Source organism: Streptomyces sp. NPDC058877, assembly GCF_042742855.1.
Lineage (GTDB): Bacteria > Actinomycetota > Actinomycetes > Streptomycetales > Streptomycetaceae > Streptomyces.
On sequence record NZ_JBHYMF010000135.1, the window covers coordinates 1 to 19,489 of the forward strand.

Below are 19,489 nucleotides of genomic sequence, written 5' to 3' on the forward strand. Positions count from 1 at the left end.
GGTGCGCACGGACCGGCGGAGGCGTCAGACGCGGGTGACCGTCGCGTGCGACATCATGTTCACCGGGTCGTAGCGGACCCGTGCGCCCGGATAGGGGGCGTGGATGACCTGGCCGTTCCCGGCGTAGATCGCCACGTGGCTGGCGTCACCGCGATAGGTGACGAGATCGCCCGGCTGCGCCTGCGAGAGCGGCACCTGACGGCCCGCGTGCCGCTGCGCCGCCGAGGTGCGGGGCAGGCTGATCCCGGCCTGCCGGTAGGACCACACCATCAGGCCCGAGCAGTCGAAGGCAGAGGGGCCGGTCGCCCCCCACACGTACGGCCTGCCGATCGCGCTGCGGGCGGCCACCACCGCGGCGGCGGCCCGCGAGGGGGTCGGCCCCAGATCGGCGAGCGGCGGCAGCTCCTCGGCGGGACCACCGGCCCGCTGGCCGGTGCGGGAGGCGCGCTCGTAGTCGGTGCGCTCCTCGACCGTGAGCGAGGCAAGCGCCCGGCGGGCCTCGGCGAGCTTCCGCTCGACGGTGCGCTTGTGCTTGGCGACCTCGGCGCGGCTGCGCTCCAGTTCGACGAGGGCCGCACGGGCCTCGCTCCGCTTCTGGCCCAGTCGACGCTGCTCGCGCTGGAGTTCACCGAGTGCGGCACCCTGCCGAACGGTGGCCCGGTCCAGGGCCGAGGCCCGGTCCAGATAGCTGTCCGGGTCGGAGGAGAGCAGCAGGGCGAGCGCGGGGTCCATGCCGCCGGAGCGGTACTGGGCGCCGGCGACGGAGCCGAGCGCGCCCCTCATCCGGTTGATGCGCTCCTGGCCCCGGGCGAGGCCGTCCTGCGCCCGGGAGACCGTTCGGCGCAGCTCGTCCGCCTTCTCGTCCGCACGGTTGTAGCCCTCCGTGGCCTTCTCGGCCTCCTCGAAGAGGCGGTCGATGGTGGCCCGGGTGGCCGCGGTGCCCGCCCCGGGATCCGCGCTCGCGGGGACGGCTCCGAGGGACGCGGCAGCGGTGGCCGCAGCAGCGGTGAGGAGGGTGACCCGGGCGGGTCGGCGGTGGGACGCCACGAATCGCGCTCCGTTCGGCTCGACGCGGACTGGAGCGCCAGACAGTAGCCGCTGATCACTCCGCGTCCAACGAAGGCAACGGGCGCACGAAGTGACGCCCCGCCGGAGAACACAGGTCACCGGCGGGGCGTCAGGTCAGTGCGCGTCGTCGCAAACCACTCGATTGGGCGGCACGGCGCATCGGGTCGCCGTCCGTCAGATGCGGACGCCGAACTGGAAGGTGCCCATGTAGTTCATGGACTCGTAGCGGACCACGGCGCCCGGCTTGGGGGCGTGCAGGATCGTGTTGTTGCCGGCGTACAGGCCCACGTGCGACAGGCTGTTGAAGAAGACCAGGTCGCCCGGCTTGAGCTGGCTGCGGCCGATCTTCACGCCGTCGTTCTGCTGGGTGTAGGTGGTGCGGGTGAGCTGGACGCCGGCCTGGCGGTAGGCCCACTGCGTCAGGCCCGAGCAGTCGAACGCATTGGGGCCGGTGCCGCCGGAGACGTACGGCTTGCCGAGCTGGGTGGCGGCGGCGGAGAGGGCGGCGGCACCTCGCTGGGAAGCCGGCACCTCGTTGCCGAGGCTGACGCGCTCGCCGGCGGCACGGCTGGCGCGCTGCTCCTTCTCCTCCATCTCGGCGCGCTCGGCGGCGGTGAGGGTGTTGAGCAGCTTCTGCGCCTCGGCGAGCTTGCCCTGGAACTTCTTCTTCTTCTCGCCGAGGGTCTTGCGGACGTCCTCGAGGTCGGCCAGCTTCGTGGAGGCCTCGGCGCGCTGCTGCGCCAGGGTGCGCTGCTTGGCCTGGATCGAGGTGAGCACATCGGCCTGCTGGGCGCTCAACTGGTCGATCGCGGACGCCTTGTCGAGGTAGGTGTCCGGGTCGGAGGAGAGGAAGAGCTGGAGCGCCGGGTCGATGCCTCCGGAGCGGTACTGGGCGCTGGCGACCGAACCGATCTGGTCGCGCAGGGTGTTGAGCTCCTGCTGGCCGCGGGCGACCTCGTCCTGGAGGTTGCTGATCTCCTTCTGGAGCTTGCCGCGGCGCTCTTCCGCGAGGTTGTACTGCTCCGTGGCCTCTTCGGCCTCGTGGTGCAGTTCGTCGACCTTCGACTTGACCTCGTCGATCTTCGGCTTGGCGGGGGCCGCCTGGGCGCCGGACTGGGCGGTGAGGGCGACGGCCGCGGCTGCGGTCACGGTGAGCACGGTCACACGGGTGCGGCTCGGCTGCTTGGGACGACGGTGGGACGCCACGAAGGCGAGCTCCTTCTGCCTCGAGCCGCCCAACCGGTCACGGACAGGCGGTTCCTCCGCCGTCACCCCGGATGGGTGATCGACCGCGCGAAGGTTCGATGCCAGACCCTAGTGACCAAGTTGTGATCAGTTCAAATCCCACTGACAAAAATCTCGCCCACCAGCCACTTTCTTCGCGGGCACCACACGCGCAGTGAGGGCCATTTGACGATGAGCTAACCACAATTCGGGCATAAAGAGCAGGAGTTGCCATGCCTCACGAGAGGCGCGAAAGCCGCTTCAGCAACAAGACGGACGCCACCGGGCGCGCTCCCGACTTCGCGACGCCGTCCGCCACCTCCCGGTCGGTGGAGACCACCACGACCGGCCTCCCCGGCGGCTCCGCCCGGACCAATTGGCGGATCAACTCGTCCGCCGTGACGCCGGGCTTGGAGAACAACACCCGGACCCCGCGCGGCGGCGCGAGCAGCACCGGAGCCGCCAGCTCGGCACCGTCGAAGACACAGGTGACTTCGGCTCCCGAGCGGGCCGCCAGGGCCGAGAGGCCACCGAGCAGTCGCAGCCGCTGCTTCTCCAGCGGCATCGTCGGATAACCGGTCTTGGTGACGTTGTAGCCGTCGACGACCAGATGCGCCTGCGGCAGTGCGAGCAACTGGTCGAGCAGGGCCGGGTCCGTCTCGGAAAGCGCCCGCGCCGCGATGTCCTTCGGGGACATCCGACCCGGCTCCACCGCGTCCACGGTGTCCGCGGGGTGCACCGAGACCGGTGGCAGGGCGAGCTCGCGGCGCAGCCCCTGGGCAGCGTCGAGCACCGTGTCGAGCAGCAGCCGCAGCCGCATGTCCTCCACCGAGCGTCCCTCGCGGGCGCCCCGGCGGCTCGCCTCCAGGGCCGCCTCGGCCTCACCGAGCCGGGCCTTGAGCCGCCGGGTCTCGCTCTCGGCGGCCGACACCCGTGTCGCCGCCTCCGCCCGCACGGCCTCGATCTCGCCCTGCGCCTTGCGCAGGGCGGCCTCCCCGCGCTTGACGTCGCTCTGTGCGCTGCGCAGCTTGCGCTGGAGCGATTCCGCCTCCTTGCGGGCCGCTTCCAGGTCGTGCCGGAGCTGCTCGGTCTCGCCCCGGGCACGGTCCCGGGCCGTGGCGAGCTCCTCGCGCAGCCGCTCCAGCTCGCGCCGGCCCGCCTCGTCGGCGCGCTCGGCATCGGCCCGTTGGGCCTCCTCGCCGGCTGCGGCGACGAGCTTGACCCAACCGGCCGGGCGCAGCACGTACGCAGCCGCCGCCACGTCGACGGGGTCGGCGGCTGCGGGCGGGGTGCCGCTCTCCACGGCTCCGGCCAGCTCGGGCTGGTCCTGCTTGAAGCGCTCGCCGATCCGCTGCCGGAAGACCGGATCGCCCTCCAGGGCCGCTGCCATGGCGTTCCCGGCGAACTTGGCCCGCCGGCTCGCGGTGAAGCGCGCGTACTGACGCAGGGGCGCGGGCAACTCTGCGACGGTCAGCCCGCCGAAGGCGTCCGCGACCAGCGCGATCACTCTCCGCCGTACGCCTTCCGGCAGTGGGTGGTCGAGCGTCTCGGCAGCGTCACCTGCCGCGCCGGCCGGCTCGCCACCGTGCGCGGGCTGCTCCACGTTCCGTCACCCCTATGTCATCCGCGCCGCCCCTCAGGAGGCAGCGCCCGGCCTGTCCACCAGTTCGATCTGGTCCACCGCATTGCACCAGCGGCAGCGGACCGACTCGATGGTCTCACTGACCACCTGCCGCTCCTCGACCGTGGGTTCGCCGGCGAGGTCCAGATGGACGTACTCCACGACCTTGGAGGACCGGGTCACGTCGAAGCGGGTCAGGTTGCCGCAGAGCGTGCAGCGCCAGCGGGTCTCGGCGGTCGGCAGGGGAACCGTCGTCATCGTGCCGTCCTTCTTCCTGTTGCGTGGTACCAGGTGCGGGAGCCGCGGTGCGCCTTCGAACTGCGGTGGTGATGCCCGTAACCCTACGGCCTCGGGGGAAGGGCGGGGCACGGCGAGGCGCTCTGTCCACTTCGACCCCGGTACGCCATGATCTGTCCGTGATCGAATGGCGAGGTGCGGTCCTCGGCGCCTGGCGTGGCGTCCGCAGCGGACCCTCGGTGACGTACGGGCTGATCGCCGCCTGCTGCCTCCTGTTCGTGGCCGGTCCCGTCTCCGGACTCAACCCGGCGTACGGCACCGGCGAGGAGCTCCTGGCGGCCCAGGGAGCCTACTTCCGTCGCTGGGGCGTGGTGCCCGCCGAGCTGATGGGCGGCGAGCCGCGGGCCCTGCTCACCCCGCTGACCGCGCTCTTCGTCCACGGCAGCTGGCTGCACCTGTTGGGCAACATGCTCTTCCTGTTCGTCTTCGGCGCGATGGCCGAGGAGCGCATGGGCCCGCTCGGGTTCTCCCTCTTCTACCTGTGCACCGGCTACCTGGCGCTGCTCGGGTACGCGGCGGCCCACGCGACCAACGAACAGACCCTGGTCGGGGCGTCGGGGGCGATCTCCGCGGTGCTCGGGGCCTTCCTCTTCCTCTTCCCCCGCTCCCGGGTCACCAGCCTCTTCCCCTTCCTGTTCTTCCTGCCGCTGCGCTTCCCCGCCTGGATCGTGCTGATCTTCTGGTTCACGCTGCAGTGGCTGGCCGCGCGGGCGGCGGGCGCGGGTCCCGGCGTCGCCTATCTGGCCCACGTCGTGGGCTTCTCCGTCGGTTTTCTCTACGCCTGGGGGCGCTACCGGGGTGGGGATAGAGTGAAGGCCCAAGCCGCGGCGACCGAGGGAGAAAGCCAGCCGTGATCACCGCGATCGTGCTCATCAAGACCAGCGTGGACCGCATCCCGGAGATCGCCGAGTCGATCGCCGCGCTCGACAGCGTCAGCGAGGTCTTCTCGGTGACCGGTACGTACGACCTGATCGCGATGGTCCGGGTGCCGCGCCACGACGACCTGGCGGACGTGATCCCCGGCCGCATCAGCAAGATCCCGGGCGTCGAGGCCACCGACACCCACGTCGCCTTCCGCACGTACTCCCAGCACGACCTGGAGGCGGCCTTCGCCATCGGCCTGGAGTCCTGAGACCGCGTACGCGGCACGAGCGGAGGGGGTTTCCCGACCGGGAGGCCCCCTTCACCCGTACGAGTGAGCCGTCAGCCGCGGTCGGGGACGCAGCGGCCGTCCTCGGTGCGGTACTTCCAGCGGGCGCCGTCCCGGACGAGGGCCCGCACCGCACGGACGAAGCGCTCCACGTGCTCGTCCGGCGTACCGGCGCCGAAGCTCACCCGGATGGCGTTCAGGGCGGGGCCGCCCTCCGCCCCCTGCCCCCCGCACTCGCCCGGGTCCCGGCGGTCCGCGCCGAGCAGCGTGCGGACCAGCGGATGGGCGCAGAAGAGACCGTCGCGGACGCCGATGCCGTACTCGGCGGAGAGCGCGGCGGCGAGGTGGGAGCTGTTCCAGCCCTCCACGACGAAGGAGAGGACGCCGACGCGGGGCGCCCCGTCGCCGAAGAGCGAGAGGAAGCGCACCTCGGGCACCCCGGCGAGGCCCTCGCGGACCTTGGCGATCAGGCGCTGCTCACGGGCGACCAGGGAATCGAAGCCGGCCTCGGTGAGCGCCTTGCAGGCGGAGGCGACGGCATGGGCGCCGATGACGTTCGGGGAACCGGCTTCATGCCGGGCCGCGGTGGTGTGCCACTCCACGTCCACTCCCCCGTCGGCCCGACGGGCCACCGTGCGGGAGGCTCCGCCGCCGGCGAGGTAGGGCTCGGCCTCCTGCAGCCAGTCGGGGCGCCCGGCGAGGACGCCAGCGCCGAAGGGGGCGTACAGCTTGTGCCCGGAGAAGGCGACCCAGTCCACGTCCCACTCCCGCACGGAGACCGGGTGGTGGGGGGCGAGTTGGGCGGCGTCGAGCACGATCCGGGCGCCGTGCGCACGGGCGGCGGCGGCCAGCTCCTTCACCGGCCACAGCTCGCCGGTGACGTTGGAGGCGCCGGTGACGCAGACGAGGGCGGGGCCGTGGGGCTCGCGGTCGGCGAGGGCCCGCTCCAGGGCCTCGACGGCCCGGGCCGGGGTGCGGGGCGCGTCGAGGTAGGTCACGCGGGGCCCGCTCCCCCCGTTGCTCCCGGGAGCCCGGACGGACTCCCAGGGGAGCAGGGAGGCGTGGTGCTCGGTCTCGAAGACGAAGACCTGGCAGTCGGCCGGGAGCGCGCGGGCGAGCAGGTTGAGCGAGTCGGTGGTGGAGCGGGTGAAGACGACCTGGTCTCCGGGGCGGCAGTCGAGGAACTCGGCGACGGTGGCGCGGCTGCTCTCGAAGAGGTCGGTGGAGAGCTGCGAGAGGTAGCCGGCGCCGCGGTGGACGCTGCCGTAGTAGGGGGCGTACGCGGCGACGTCGTCCCAGACCCGCTGGAGGGCCGGCGCGCTGGCGGCGTAGTCGAGCGCCGCGTAGGTCACCTCGCCGCCGGTGACGAGCGGGACGGTGACGTCCCGGCCGAGGACCGGCAGCGGGGCGGTACAGCGGGGTTCGGCGGACTCGACCGTGGTGGCGACGGCGTGCGGGGTTGCGGACATGGCGGTATCTCCCGGCGGGCGGTGCGGAATGGCTTCGGATCCCGTACGCGGCCGGGCGGCGGGGTACGGGTGGTGCCTCGGAGACGGCGCGGGGCGCGGGCCTGCATGCGCACGGGCACGCGGAAGTGGCCTTGTTCCGAGGGGGAAGAAGGGGCGCTGTCGCCCTATCGCATTCGCTTGCTCACGGAAAACGCTCCTCGAAGAACCAGGACCCCTGGTGTGTCGAGGGGTCCGCGCTTGCCGTAGACCTCGCTGCCTACGGCCCGGTCTTCACCCGGGGCACCCCGCCACGGACGGAGGGTTGCCGGACAGCTAGCCGGGGCTTCACAGCTGTCGCTCATGACCTGTCACGCATCCTGCCACATGATCGCGGAAACGCAAGGCCCCGGTCCGGATGCCGGACCGGGGCCGGGCGCGAACGCCGCGCCGACTACGCGTTGCTGGCCGCGATCCAGCGGTCGAGGGACCGTCGGGCCGCGCCGGAGTCAATGGACTCGGCCGCCCGCGCGATGCCCGCGGCCAACTGCTCCGTCAGGGTGCCGCTGCCGGGCTCCAGGGCGGTGAGCGCAGCCGCCGCGTTGAGCAGCACCGCGTCCCGCACCGGGCCGGTCTCCCCCGCGAGGAGCCGGCGGGCCACATCGGCGTTGTACGAGGCGTCGGCGCCGCGCAGGGCCTCCAGAGGCACCAGCTCGATGCCGACGTCCCGCGGGTCGAAGCGCTCCTCGGTGACGCCGCCGTCCCGGACCACCCACACCCGGGAGGTGGCGGTGGTGGTCAGCTCGTCCAGGCCGTCGTCCCCCCGGAAGACCAGTGCGGAGTTGCCGCGCTCGGCGAAGACGCCGGCGACGACCGGCGCCATGCGGGGGTCGGCGACCCCGACCGCCTGGGCCCGCACCTTGGCCGGGTTGGTCAGCGGCCCGAGGACGTTGAAGGTGGTGCGGATGCCCAGTTGGCCGCGGGCCGCGGCGACGTGCCGGAGCGAGGGGTGGAACTTCACCGCGAAGCAGATGGTGATGCCGGCTTCCTCGGCGACCTCGGCGACCCGCTGCGGGGTCAGGTGCAGGTTGATGCCGAGCTTCTCCAGAACGTCGGAGGAACCGGAGGCCGAGGAGGCGGCGCGGTTGCCGTGCTTGACGACCTTCGTTCCCGTGCCGGCGACCACGATCGACGCCATGGTGGAGATGTTGACGGTCTTGGCGCCGTCGCCGCCGGTGCCGACGATGTCGACGGCGGGCCCCGGTACCTCGATGAGGTTGGCGTGCTCGTACATGGTCCGGACGAGGCCGGTGATCTCCTGCACCGTCTCGCCCTTGGCGCGCAGCGCCACCATGAACCCGGCGATCTGGGCGTCGGTCGCCTCGCCGCTCATGATCAGGTCCATCGCCCAGGCGGTGTCGTCGGCGGACAGGTCCTTGCCGTCGAGCAGTCCGTTCAGCAGGACGGGCCAGGAGCGGCCCGCCGTGGTAGGTCCTCCAGCGGGGGTCGCGGTGCTCATGGCCGGCTCCAGGTGATCACGTGACGGATACGTCCCCACCCTATCGACCTCCGGGCACGGCAAAGAGCCCCGTCCAACGAATGGACGGGGCTCTTGCCGTGGCGACCGCGGGGTCCCCCCGCTCAGGGGAATCCCGGAGCGGAGGAGGTCAGGAGGAAGAGGCGATCAGTGGTGGCCGTGGCCGCTCTGGATCTCCTTGTACTCCTCGACCGTGGGCTTGGCGATCTGGCTGTCGTCGCCGTAGTAGCCCTTGTTGAGCTTGACCCGGAGCTTCTCCAGGCGACCGATCTTGCGCTCCACGCCGTTCTCGTCGACGGCCGGCGGGAGCTCCGCCGCCGCGTACTGCTCGTGCGCGGTGAGGCGGTGCAGTTCGCCCTGGCTGAGCGGCTCGTGGACCTCGACGAACTCACCGTGCGGCAGGCGCTTGATGATGCCGGACTCGCGACCGTGCAGCACCTTGTCCTTGTCCCGGCGCTGGAGGCCGAGGCAGATCCGCTTGGTGGCGATGAACGCGATGACCGGGCCGAGGAAGAAGAAGATCCGGACGAACCAGGTGATCGAGTTGATCGACAGGTGGAAGTGCGTGGCCCAGAGGTCGTTGCCGCCACCGACGAGCATGATCATGTACGCGGTGATCCAGGCGACGCCGAAGGCGGTGCGCGTCGGAGCGTTGCGCGGGCGCTGCGCGATGTGGTGCTCGCGCTTGTCGCCGGTGATCCAGGACTCGATGAACGGGTAGACCGCGATGGCCGCGAGGACCGCCGGGAAGATCGCCAGCGGAATCATCACGCCCAGGACCAGCGTGTGGCCCCAGAGGTTGATCTCCCAACCCGGCATGACACGGATCAGACCCTCGGCGAAGCCCATGTACCAGTCGGGCTGGGCGCCGGTGGACACCTGGTCCGGGCGGTACGGGCCGAGGGCCCAGATCGGGTTGATCGAGGCGATCGCCGCGATGATCGCGATGACGCCGAAGACCAGGAAGAAGAAGCCTCCGGCCTTCGCCATGTACACCGGCAGCAGCGGCATGCCGACGACGTTCTTGTTGGTGCGGCCGGGGCCCTCGAAGTGCGTGTGCTTGTGGACGAACACCAGGATGAGGTGGGCGACCACCAGGCCCAGCATGATGCCGGGCAGCAGCAGCACGTGCGCCGAGTAGAACCGGGCCACGAAGTCGCCGCCGGGGAACTCTCCGCCGAACAGGAACATCGACAGGTAGGTGCCGATGACCGGGACGGACAGGATCGCGCCCTGCATGAAGCGGACACCGGTGCCGGAGAGCAGGTCGTCCGGGAGCGAGTAACCGGTGAAGCCGGTGAACATGCCCAGGAAGAACAGCAGGAAGCCGAACAGCCAGTTGATCTCACGCGGCTTGCGGAAGGCACCGGTGAAGAACACGCGCATCATGTGCACGAACATGCCGGCGAGGAAGATCAGCGCCGCCCAGTGGTGGATCTGCCGGATGAGCAGACCACCGCGCACCTCGAAGGAGATGTGCATGGTCGAGTTGAACGCCTCGGACATCAGCTGTCCCTGGAGCGGGACGTACGGTCCGACGTACTCCACCTCGTTCATCGACGGGTGGAAGAACAACGTCAGGTAGACGCCCGTCAGGATGATGATGAGGAAGCTGTAGAGGCAGATCTCGCCCAGCATGAAGGACCAGTGGTCCGGGAAGATCTTCCGCATGTTGGCCTTGGCCAACGTGTAGATCCCCAGGCGGCCGTCGGCCCAGTCGGCGATCCGCTCTCCGGCGGGTGCCTTCTTCTGCGTATCGGTCACAGTGCTCATCCGCGCTCCCAGAATGCAGGACCGACGGGCTCGTCGAAGTCGCCGAGCGCCTCCAGGAAGCCCTTGTCGTTCACGCCGATCCGCAGCTGCGGAAGGGCGTGACCGGCCGGGCCGAAGATGACGCGGGCGCCGTCGGAGAGGTCGAAGGTGGACTGGTGGCACGGGCAGAGCACGTGGTGGGTCTGCTGCTCGTACAGGGAGATCGGGCAGCCCACGTGGGTGCAGATCTTGGAGAACGCGACGATGCCCTCGTGGGACCACTCCAGCTCGCGCTTGTCCTTGATGTCCTCCGGCTGGATCCGGACGATCATCAGGGCGGCCTTGGCGATCTCGGTCTGGAAGTGCTCGTCGTGCTCCGAGAGGCCCTCGGGCATCGCGAAGGTCAGCGAACCGACCGCGACGTCCTCGGGACGCAGCGGCTCGTGGGTGTTCATGTTGATGAGCTGGAGCCCCTTGGTCCACAGCGTGGTCCGGAGCTTCTTCTCGGGCAGCGGGCCCATGTCGCGCAGCAGGACGATGCCGGAGAGCGGTACGAGCGACAGCGCGCCGAACATCGTGTTGCGGATGAGCTTGCGGCGGCCCATGCCCGACTCCGCGGCACCGGCCGCGAAGTCCGCCATGACCTTCGCCTTGACCTCGGGCGACGCCTCCATGGGGTGACGCTCGTCGGCGACCTCGACGTCGGACATCAGGGTGCGGGCCCAGTGGACCGCACCCGCGCCGATGAAGAAGAGTGCGGAACCGAGGGTCAGGCCCAGGGCGAAGTTGAGCGCGGACACCCGACCGAAGGGCCAGATGTACACGATCTTGTCGACCGGGAAGATCACGTACGAGGCGATGAAGCCGACGGTGGCCAGCATCGACAGCGTGAACATGAAGGCGACCGCGCGCTCGGACCGGCGTGCGGCCCGCTCGTCGATGTCCTGGATGCGGGGCTTGTGGGGCGGGAGGCCCGGGTCGGCGAACGGGTCGTCGGCGACCTTCACCGCGCCGTGCGCGGTGTCCTGCCCTGCCGGCAGGTTCTCTTCAGGAATCTCTTGGGTACTCATGACTTCTTGGCCTTAGCGGTGTGGGCCGCGACCCAGATGGCAACTGCGATCAGCGCACCCAGACCGAAGATCCAGGCGAACAGGCCCTCGCTGACGGGGCCGAGGCCGCCGAGCTTGAGACCGCCCGGGTTGTCGGCCTTGTCGCTGTTGACGGCCTGGACGTACGCGATGATGTCCTTCTTCTCCTTCTCCGGCATCGTCGTGTCGGGGAAGGAGGGCATGTTCTGCGGGCCGGTCTGCATGGCCTCGTAGAGGTGCTTCGGGCTCACGCCTTCGAGGCTCGGGGCGTACTTGCCGTAGGTCAGCGCACCGCCCTCACCGGTGAAGTTGTGGCACTGGGCACAGTTGGTGCGGAACAGTTCACCGCCCTTGGCGATGTCGGCACCCGCGGGGTTGTACTGGGCCTCGGTCGGCGTGATCGGGCCGGCACCGAGAGAGGCGACGTACGCCGCGAGCTGATCGATCTCAGCCTGCGAGTAGATGACCTTCTTCTTCGGGACCTGGGCGCCCGGCTGCTGGGCCGGCATGCGGCCGGTACCGACCTGGAAGTCGACCGCGGCCGAACCGACGCCGACCAGGGACGGGCCGTCAGAGGTGCCCTGACCGCCGGTTCCGTGGCAGCTGGCGCAGCCGACGGAGTAGAGCTTCTTGCCCTCCTCGATGGCGAGGGACTGGGCGGTTTCATCGGCCTTCGCCGTGCCCGCGGGCGCGAACGCGGCGTACAGCCCCCCAGTGGCCGCCAGCGCGAGGAGTAGGACGACGACCGCCGCCAGCGGATGGCGTCGTCGTGCGGAGAGCTTTTTCACGGATTACCCCGGTGTCAGGATCTTCTGCGTCGATGCTTGCTGGATGTCTCGGTCCGCCGTGGAGGCGGAACCGATTACTTGATCATGTAGATCGTGGCGAAGAGGCCGATCCAGACGACATCGACGAAGTGCCAGTAGTAGGACACGACGATGGCGGCGGTTGCCTGCTCGTGAGTGAACCTCCTGGCGGCGTACGTCCGGCCGAGGACCAGCAGGAAGGCGATGAGACCGCCCGTCACGTGCAGGCCGTGGAAGCCGGTGGTCAGGTAGAACACGGTGCCGTACGGGTCCGACGAGAGCGAGAGGCCCTCGTGCTTGACCAGCTCGGTGTACTCGAAGACCTGGCCGCCGATGAAGATCGCACCCATCACGAACGTGATGATGAACCACGTCCGGAGCTTCTTCACATCGCCCCGCTCGGCGGCGAAGACGCCGAGCTGGCAGGTGAGGGAGGAGAGCACCAGGATCGTGGTGTTCGTCGCGGAGAACGGAAGGTTCAAGGCCTCGGCCTTTTCCGACCAGAACTCCGCGCCCATCACGGATCGCAGGGTGAAGTACATCGCGAAGAGGGCCGCGAAGAACATCAGCTCGGAGCTCAACCAGATGATGGTTCCGACGCTGGTGAGGTTCGGTCGATTGACCGACGGGTGCGCGTGCCCTGTTTCTACTGTCGTTACTGTCGCCACGACCGACATTATGTCGGTCGCTTATCCCGCCCTCACTCCGGGGGGTGCCGTTCGGAGTGTCAGGGGGGTGTGTCGAGCCCGAACGGCCCAGTGCCGGAGCCCCCGGGCACCCTTCGAACAGGTGTTGAACGGGTGTTGACGGGGTGTGGACCGGAGTAGCATCCGGCGCATCGATCGACGACCTTCCCACGGACTTCCCCACGGAGGAACGATGCAGTCGAGTGCCACGGTCCTGGTCTACAGCGACGACGCGAACACCCGGGCGCAGGTGCGGCTCGCGGCCGGGCGCAGGCCCGCGAGCGACGTTCCCCCGATCGAGTTCGTGGAGTGCGCGACGCTCCCCGCCGTCCTGAAGGCCCTGGACGGGGGCGGGATCGACGTGTGCGTGCTCGACGGCGAGGCGGTGCCCGCCGGGGGCATGGGCGTCTGCCGGCAGATCAAGGACGAGGTCTTCCGCTGCCCGCCGGTCCTGCTGCTCATCGGGCGCCCCCAGGACGCCTGGCTGGCCACCTGGAGCCGCGCGGACGCCGCGGTCACCCTTCCGGTGGAACCGGTCGAGTTCGCGGCGTCCCTGGCCTCCCTGCTGCGCTCGCGCCTGTCGATCGACGCCTGAGCGGGCCGGGACGGCCGCGCCGCTCAGATCGACGGCCGGAGCCGCGCCTTCTCGGCGGGGGCCACCGGGTTTCCGGCGGCCTCCACCAGGGCGCTGCCCTGGCGCCACTTGTCCCACGGCAGGTTCCAGTCACCGAAGCCGTTGCCGAAGGGCGCCATCGTGTCACCGGCACTGTTGACGGTCTTGACGATGTCCCCGGGGCGGACGGTCTCGAAGAACCAGGCAGCGTTCCCCATCGACATGCCGACGCAGCCGTGGCTGACGTTCGCCACGCCCTGGGAGCCGACGGACCAGGGGGCGGCGTGCACGTACTCGCCGCTCCAGGTGACCCTGGTGGCGTAGTACACGGGCAGGTCGTACGAGTCGGAACCGCCCTCCGCGATGCCGATGCTGGTCCCCCTCATCCGGACGTAGTACTCCTTGCCCAGGATGACTTTGATGCCGTTACGGGTGGAGAAGCCCGGTTTGCCGGTGGTCACCGGAATGGTGTTGATCACTTCTCCGTTGCGCTTCACCGTCATGTAGTGCGACCCGGCGTCCGCGATCGCCTCGATCCGGTCCCCGATGGTGAGCTTCAGCGGCTTGGACGCCCCGCCGTAGAGCTTGTCGCCCACCTTGATGCCGTCCAGGTTCCCGGTCACCTGGACGAGCGCCCCGGCCGGCCAGTACTCCTTCGGACGGAAGTGCAGCTTCTTGTCGTCCACCCAGTACCAGGCCCCTTCGACGGCGGGCGTGGAACGGACTTTGAGCGCCCGTTCGACGACGGCGCGCGCCGACCGGTCCTTGACGGGGAGGCTGAGCTCCGCGGTGATGGGCTGACCGACGCCGTAGGTGCCCGCCTCGGGCCCGAAGGCGACGGTCAGGGCCCGTTTGGCCGGTGCCGTCTCGAAAGTGAACGTACGGGCGCCCGGAGCGCCGTCCTCGTCCTCGGTGGCCACCCGAACGGTGTACCGGGCGCCGGCGGCCAGGGCGGCCGTGGAGCGCCATCGCTGGCCGTCCGCGGTGAGTTCGCCCGCGAGGTGGTGCCCCGCGTCATCGGCGGCGGTGACATCGGTGATGCGCCCCTCATCACCCTTCACGGTGATTTCCAGGGGCTTCTCCGGGTCCGCCTTCGCTCCGTCCACGGGGGCGCTGACGGCGAGCTGGTCCACCGCGTCGTAGGCCTTCGCCGACAGCGGGTGGTCCTCGGAACCCGTACAGGCGGTGACGCCCGCGGTGACGGTTACCGCCAGAAGAGTGCAGCTCAGAACAGTCCGAATGCGCGGCGTGTCGTTCATGACTTCACGCTAAGGACAATCCTCACCACCAGCGCGTCGAGTGCTGCAAAAGAGGGGCCCGGACGCTTCGGTGACGAAGTGTCCGGGCCCCTCGGTGTGCTCCGGTGCGGAGCGGGGTACTGCTACTGGTTCTGGTTCTCGCCGCGGTAGAACTCGAAGACCCAGCCGAACAGGCCGACGAGGATCAGCGGGGCGGAGAAGTACAGCAGCCACCAGCCCATCGCGATGGCGAGGAAGGCGAGCGCACCACCGGTGGCCAGCGAGAGCGGCTGCCAGCTGTGGGGGGCGAAGAAGCCCACCTCACCGGCCTCGTCCGCGACGTCGGCCTCCTTGTCGTCCTGCGCCATCGCGTCGACGCGCTTGGCCGTGAAGGCCAGGTAGTAGCCGATCATGATGGCCAGGCCGAAGGCCAGGAAGAGCGCCGTCGTACCGACCGGCTCCTTGGACCAGACGCCGTAGAGGATCGCCATGGCAAGGATGAAGACGCTCAGCCAGATGAACATCTTGCCCTGGATCTTCACTTGCCGGCCTCCTTGCCGCCGGTGAGGGCCTCCACCTCGTGAGGCTTGTTCTCGAGCTGGTCGAGAGCGGCGATCTCGGGGTGGTGCAGGTCGAACGCCGGGGATTCGGAACGGATCCGCGGCAGGGTGAGGAAGTTGTGCCGCGGCGGCGGGCAGGAGGTCGCCCACTCCAGCGAGCGGCCGTAGCCCCACGGGTCGTCGACCTCGATCTTCTTGCCGTACTTGGCGGTCTTCCAGACGTTGTAGAAGAACGGCAGGATCGACAGGCCGAGCAGGAACGAGGAGATCGTCGAGATCGTGTTCAGCGTGGTGAAGCCGTCGGCGTCCAGGTAGTCCGCGTAACGACGCGGCATGCCCTCGGCGCCGAGCCAGTGCTGCACCAGGAACGTGCCGTGGAAGCCCACGAACAGCGTCCAGAAGGTGATCTTGCCGAGCCGCTCGTCGAGCATCTTGCCGGTGAACTTCGGCCACCAGAAGTGGAAGCCGGAGAACATCGCGAAGACCACGGTGCCGAAGATGACGTAGTGGAAGTGCGCCACGACGAAGTACGAGTCGGAGACGTGGAAGTCCATCGGGGGCGAGGCCAGGATGACGCCGGTCAGACCACCGAAGGTGAAGGTGATCAGGAAGCCGACGGCCCAGAGCATCGGGGTCTCGAAGGACAGGGAGCCCTTCCACATCGTTCCGATCCAGTTGAAGAACTTCACGCCGGTCGGTACGGCGATGAGGAACGTCATGAAGGAGAAGAACGGGAGGAGCACGCCACCGGTGACGTACATGTGGTGCGCCCACACGGTCACGGACAGACCGGCGATCGCGATCGTCGCGGCCACCAGGCCGATGTAGCCGAACATCGGCTTGCGGCTGAAGACCGGGATGACCTCGGAGATGATGCCGAAGAACGGTAGGGCGATGATGTACACCTCTGGGTGTCCGAAGAACCAGAAGAGGTGTTGCCAGAGCAGGGCCCCGCCGTTGGCCGCGTCGAAGACGTGGGCGCCGAACTTGCGGTCCGCCTCGAGGGCGAAGAGCGCCGCCGCCAGGACCGGGAAGGCGAGCAGGACCAGAACACCGGTCAGCAGCACGTTCCAGGTGAAGATCGGCATCCGGAACATCGTCATGCCCGGAGCGCGCATGCAGATGATCGTGGTGATGAAGTTGACCGAACCGAGGATCGTGCCGAAGCCGGAGAAGGCCAGACCCATGATCCACATGTCGGCGCCGACGCCCGGCGAGCGGACCGCGTCCGACAGCGGGGAGTAGGCGAACCAGCCGAAGTCGGCCGCACCCTGCGGGGTGAGGAAGCCGGCCACCGCGATGATCGAGCCGAAGAGGTAGAGCCAGTAGGCGAACATGTTCAGCCGCGGGAACGCCACGTCGGGCGCGCCGATCTGCAGCGGCATGATCCAGTTCGCGAATCCGGCGAACAGCGGCGTCGCGAACATCAGCAGCATGATCGTGCCGTGCATCGTGAACGCCTGGTTGAACTGCTCGTTCGACATGATCTGCGTACCCGGACGGGCCAGCTCGGCGCGCATGAAGAGCGCCATGAGTCCGCCGATGCAGAAGAAGACGAACGACGTGACCAGGTAGAGCGTGCCGATCGTCTTGTGGTCGGTGGTGGTCAGCCACTTGATGACCACGTTGCCGGGCTGCTTGCGCCGTACGGGCAGCTCGTTCTCGTACGAGTCCTCAGCTGCGGCGGCACCCTGGGTTTCGTTGTGGATGCTCACAGTTGGTTCTTCTCCGCATTCCTGGCCGGGTCCGTCTGCTCGATGCCAGACGGGATGTAGCCGGTCTGCCCCTTCTCGGCCAGCTCCTTCAGGTGCTGCTGGTAGCGCTCCGGGGAGACCACCTTGACGTTGAAGAGCATCCGGGAGTGGTCGACACCGCACAGCTCGGCACACTTGCCGAGGAAGGTGCCTTCCTGCGTCGGGGTCACCTCGAAGGAGTTGGTGTGACCCGGGATGACGTCCTGCTTCATGAGGAAGGGCACCACCCAGAAGGAGTGGATGACGTCACGGGAGGTCAGGACGAACCGGACCTTCTCGCCCTTCGGCAGCCACAGGGTCGGCCCCGGGTTGCCGGTCTGCGGGTTCCGGTCGCCGGGGATGCCGGCGTCGTAGACGCCGCCCGCGTTCGCCGGGAAGTCCGCACGGAACTTGTCCGGAATCGAACCGAGGTTCTTGTCCGTCTTGGCGTCACCCGACACACCGGGCACGTCCTCGACGTAGTTGAAGCCCCAGCTCCACTGGTAGCCGACCACGTTGATGGTGTGGGCCGGCTTCGGGGAGAGTTCGAGGAGCTTCGACTCGTCGCGTGCGGTGAAGTAGAAGAGCACCGAGACGATGATGAGGGGGGTGACCGTGTACAGCGCCTCGATGGGCATGTTGTAACGGGTCTGCGGAGGTACCTCGACCTTGGTCCGGCTGCGCCGGTGGAAGATGGTGGCCCAGAGGATCAGGCCCCACACGAGGATGCCCGTGATCAGGGCCGCGGCCCAGGAACCCTGCCACAGGGAGAGGATCCGAGGCGCCTCTTCCGTGACGGGGGTGGGCATGCCAAGGCGGGGAAAGTCTTCCCAGTTGTACGAGCAGCCCGTGGCTGTCGCCAGGATCAGGCCCGCAGTCAGCACCTGCGGCAGCTTCCGCCGCATCGGGCGCCGCGACGAGCGGTCGGAGCCGTTGGGACTCACGTAGCGCCTTCCCGAGAGTCTCGGCCCGCAGTGGTCGGCCACGGCCGTCCGTCTCGCTGGTCGGTCGCCGCCCCGGCCGCGGGCAGGGGTTTGGATGTTTATGCGGACCAAACCCTACTGGACGCTATTTGAGGTCGCGCGGGGAGGGTGCCCAACGCGCCGTCCGGGCCCCCGAAGGGGTGGAGTCTGGGCTTCCGGCAGAACGCGCGCGCCCCCCGTTCGGCGGCCTGGCGTGCTGCCCGGCCGCGCTTCTGACGAGGGCTCACCGCCCGTTCGGACCGCCAGGCCCTACCGTGGTCGGATGCCGTACTTCGACGCCGCGTCCGCCGCTCCGCTGCACCCCGTCGCCCGTCAGGCGCTGCTCGCCGCCCTGGACGAGGGGTGGGCCGACCCGGCCCGGCTCTACCGGGAGGGGCGTCGCGCCAGGCTGCTGCTCGACGCGGCCCGGGAAGCCTCCGCGGAGGCGGTGGGGTGCCGCCCGGACGAGCTCGTGTTCACCCCTTCGGGGACGCGCGCGGTTCACGCGGGCATCTCCGGAGCGCTCGCGGGCCGTCGGCGCGTCGGGAACCGGCTCGTGGTGTCCGCCGTCGAGCACTCCTCCGTCCTGCACGCGGGCGAGGCCCACTCGGCCGCCGGGGGCACGGTGGTCGAGGTGCCGGTGGACCGCTCGGGAGGGGTGGACGCGGAGGCCTTCGCGGAGGCGCTGGACCCGGGGACGGCCCTGGCCTGTCTCCAGTCGGCCAATCACGAGGTGGGCACCGAGCAGCCGGTGGCCGAGGTCGCCGAGGCCTGCCGGGCGGCGGAAGTGCCGCTGCTGGTGGACGCGGCCCAGTCACTGGGCTGGGGTCCGGTGACCGGGGGCTGGTCACTGCTGACGGCGAGCGCGCACAAGTGGGGCGGCCCCGCGGGCGTCGGGCTGCTCGCCGTGCGCAAGGGCGTCCGGTTCGCCCCGCAAGGACCGGCCGACGAGCGGGAGTCGGGCCGGGCGCCCGGTTTCGAGAACCTGCCGGCGATCGTGGCGGCGGCGGCTTCGCTGCGGGCGGTCCGGGCGGAGGCGGAGGCCGAGGGGGCGCGGCTCCGCGTCCTGGTGGACCGGATCCGGGCGCGGGTGCCGGAGGCGGTGCCGGACGTGGAGGTGGTGGGCGACCCGGTCCGGAGGCTTCCCCATCTGGTCACCTTCTCCTGTCTGTACGTCGACGGGGAGACGTTGTTGCACGAGCTGGACCGGGAGGGTTTCTCCGTTTCCTCCGGTTCGTCCTGCACGAGCTCGACGCTGACGCCCAGCCATGTGCTGCGCGCCATGGGGGTGCTGAGCGAGGGGAACGTCCGGGTGTCGCTGCCGGCCGGCACGTCCGAAGGGGACGTGGACCGCTTCCTCGCGGTGCTGCCGGGACTGGTGGCGGGGGTGCGGGAGCGGCTCGGCGCGCCCGGAGCCGCCTCGTCCGCTCCGGCTCCCGCGGGGTCGCTCGTGGTCGACTCCCTGGGCCGGCGGTGCCCCATCCCGGTGATCGAACTGGCGAAGGCGATCGGAGACGTCCCGGTGGGCGGGACGGTGACGGTGCTGTCGGACGACGAAGCGGCCCGTCTGGACGTTCCGGCGTGGTGCGAGATGCGGGGCCAGGAGTACGTGGGCGAAGAACCGTCGCCCCGGGGCGGCGTGGCGTACGTGGTCCGCCGGCTGGTCTGACGGGGCGCCGCCCCGGCCGGGCACGGGGCCGGGCCGGGGC

Annotated in this window: 18 protein-coding genes and 1 riboswitch; of the genes, 4 read left to right on the plus strand and 14 right to left on the minus strand. The window is 69.8% G+C overall.

Annotation, left to right across the window (positions count from 1 at the left end):
* Positions 1-24: 24 nt before the first annotated feature.
* From ACFW2Y_RS25850 to ACFW2Y_RS25865, 4 genes are all read right to left on the minus strand, one after another.
* Positions 25-1,047 (minus strand): NlpC/P60 family protein, encoded by a 1,023-nt coding sequence (locus ACFW2Y_RS25850; protein ID WP_384883774.1) that lies wholly within the window; start codon positions 1,045-1,047, stop codon positions 25-27.
* A gap of 195 nt (positions 1,048-1,242) precedes the next feature.
* Complete coding sequence (locus tag ACFW2Y_RS25855) at positions 1,243-2,274, minus strand: NlpC/P60 family protein (protein ID WP_384883776.1); 1,032 nt, start codon at positions 2,272-2,274, stop codon at positions 1,243-1,245.
* A gap of 256 nt (positions 2,275-2,530) precedes the next feature.
* Positions 2,531-3,895, minus strand: coding sequence for an NYN domain-containing protein (locus ACFW2Y_RS25860; protein ID WP_384883779.1), 1,365 nt, complete (start codon positions 3,893-3,895; stop codon positions 2,531-2,533).
* A 33-nt stretch (positions 3,896-3,928) separates the two neighbouring features.
* Positions 3,929-4,171, minus strand: coding sequence for a hypothetical protein (locus ACFW2Y_RS25865; RefSeq protein ID WP_015033005.1), 243 nt, complete (start codon positions 4,169-4,171; stop codon positions 3,929-3,931).
* Positions 4,172-4,329: 158 nt separating this feature from the next.
* Between ACFW2Y_RS25865 and ACFW2Y_RS25870 the strand changes: the two genes are divergently transcribed.
* Positions 4,330-5,064 (plus strand): rhomboid family intramembrane serine protease, encoded by a 735-nt coding sequence (locus ACFW2Y_RS25870; RefSeq protein ID WP_384883782.1) that lies wholly within the window; start codon positions 4,330-4,332, stop codon positions 5,062-5,064.
* Positions 5,061-5,342, plus strand: a complete 282-nt coding sequence (locus ACFW2Y_RS25875; protein ID WP_017238849.1) for an Lrp/AsnC family transcriptional regulator — start codon at positions 5,061-5,063, stop codon at positions 5,340-5,342. The genes ACFW2Y_RS25870 and ACFW2Y_RS25875 overlap by 4 nt, the downstream gene beginning before the upstream one ends.
* Positions 5,343-5,413: 71 nt before the next feature.
* On the opposite strand, the gene ACFW2Y_RS25880 is transcribed toward ACFW2Y_RS25875, so the two are convergent.
* The 6 genes from ACFW2Y_RS25880 to ACFW2Y_RS25905 all read right to left on the minus strand — a co-directional run bounded on the left by ACFW2Y_RS25880 (position 5,414) and on the right by ACFW2Y_RS25905 (position 12,665).
* Positions 5,414-6,829 (minus strand): aminotransferase class V-fold PLP-dependent enzyme, encoded by a 1,416-nt coding sequence (locus tag ACFW2Y_RS25880; RefSeq protein WP_384883785.1) that lies wholly within the window; start codon positions 6,827-6,829, stop codon positions 5,414-5,416.
* A 228-nt stretch (positions 6,830-7,057) separates the two neighbouring features.
* Positions 7,058-7,174: riboswitch (SAM riboswitch) on the minus strand.
* Between the two features lie 85 nt (positions 7,175-7,259).
* Positions 7,260-8,324: an anthranilate phosphoribosyltransferase gene (gene trpD / locus ACFW2Y_RS25885; RefSeq protein WP_384883788.1), complete on the minus strand. Its 1,065-nt coding sequence runs from the start codon at positions 8,322-8,324 to the stop codon at positions 7,260-7,262.
* Positions 8,325-8,489: 165 nt separating this feature from the next.
* Positions 8,490-10,115 carry a cytochrome bc complex cytochrome b subunit gene (locus ACFW2Y_RS25890; RefSeq protein WP_384883791.1) on the minus strand — a complete coding sequence of 542 codons (1,626 nt, stop codon included), beginning with the start codon at positions 10,113-10,115 and terminating at the stop codon, positions 8,490-8,492.
* Positions 10,112-11,164: a Rieske 2Fe-2S domain-containing protein gene (locus ACFW2Y_RS25895; protein ID WP_384883793.1), complete on the minus strand. Its 1,053-nt coding sequence runs from the start codon at positions 11,162-11,164 to the stop codon at positions 10,112-10,114. Before ACFW2Y_RS25895 ends, ACFW2Y_RS25890 begins: the two co-directional genes overlap by 4 nt.
* Complete coding sequence (locus ACFW2Y_RS25900; protein WP_384883796.1) at positions 11,161-11,970, minus strand: c-type cytochrome; 810 nt, start codon at positions 11,968-11,970, stop codon at positions 11,161-11,163. Before ACFW2Y_RS25900 ends, ACFW2Y_RS25895 begins: the two co-directional genes overlap by 4 nt.
* Before the next feature lie 74 nt (positions 11,971-12,044).
* Positions 12,045-12,665, minus strand: coding sequence for a heme-copper oxidase subunit III (locus tag ACFW2Y_RS25905; RefSeq protein ID WP_384883799.1), 621 nt, complete (start codon positions 12,663-12,665; stop codon positions 12,045-12,047).
* Between the two features lie 202 nt (positions 12,666-12,867).
* On the opposite strand from ACFW2Y_RS25905, the gene ACFW2Y_RS25910 reads away from it, so the two are divergent.
* Complete coding sequence (locus ACFW2Y_RS25910) at positions 12,868-13,269, plus strand: hypothetical protein (RefSeq protein ID WP_384883801.1); 402 nt, start codon at positions 12,868-12,870, stop codon at positions 13,267-13,269.
* A 23-nt stretch (positions 13,270-13,292) separates the two neighbouring features.
* On the opposite strand, the gene ACFW2Y_RS25915 is transcribed toward ACFW2Y_RS25910, so the two are convergent.
* The 4 genes from ACFW2Y_RS25915 to coxB form a co-directional block, all read right to left on the minus strand.
* Positions 13,293-14,546, minus strand: coding sequence for an Ig-like domain-containing protein (locus ACFW2Y_RS25915; RefSeq protein ID WP_384883804.1), 1,254 nt, complete (start codon positions 14,544-14,546; stop codon positions 13,293-13,295).
* 122 nt (positions 14,547-14,668) lie between these two features.
* Positions 14,669-15,067 (minus strand): cytochrome c oxidase subunit 4, encoded by a 399-nt coding sequence (locus ACFW2Y_RS25920; protein ID WP_384883807.1) that lies wholly within the window; start codon positions 15,065-15,067, stop codon positions 14,669-14,671.
* A complete protein-coding gene (ctaD, locus tag ACFW2Y_RS25925) occupies positions 15,064-16,800 on the minus strand; it encodes a cytochrome c oxidase subunit I (protein WP_384883810.1) in 1,737 nt (578 codons plus the stop codon). The genes ACFW2Y_RS25920 and ctaD overlap by 4 nt, the downstream gene beginning before the upstream one ends.
* Positions 16,797-17,762 carry a cytochrome c oxidase subunit II gene (gene coxB / locus ACFW2Y_RS25930; protein ID WP_384883813.1) on the minus strand — a complete coding sequence of 322 codons (966 nt, stop codon included), beginning with the start codon at positions 17,760-17,762 and terminating at the stop codon, positions 16,797-16,799. Before coxB ends, ctaD begins: the two co-directional genes overlap by 4 nt.
* Before the next feature lie 301 nt (positions 17,763-18,063).
* Between coxB and ACFW2Y_RS25935 the strand changes: the two genes are divergently transcribed.
* On the plus strand, positions 18,064-19,449 hold the full coding sequence (locus ACFW2Y_RS25935; RefSeq protein ID WP_384883816.1) for a cysteine desulfurase/sulfurtransferase TusA family protein: 1,386 nt from the start codon (positions 18,064-18,066) through the stop codon (positions 19,447-19,449).
* The last annotated feature ends 40 nt before the right edge of the window (positions 19,450-19,489 follow it).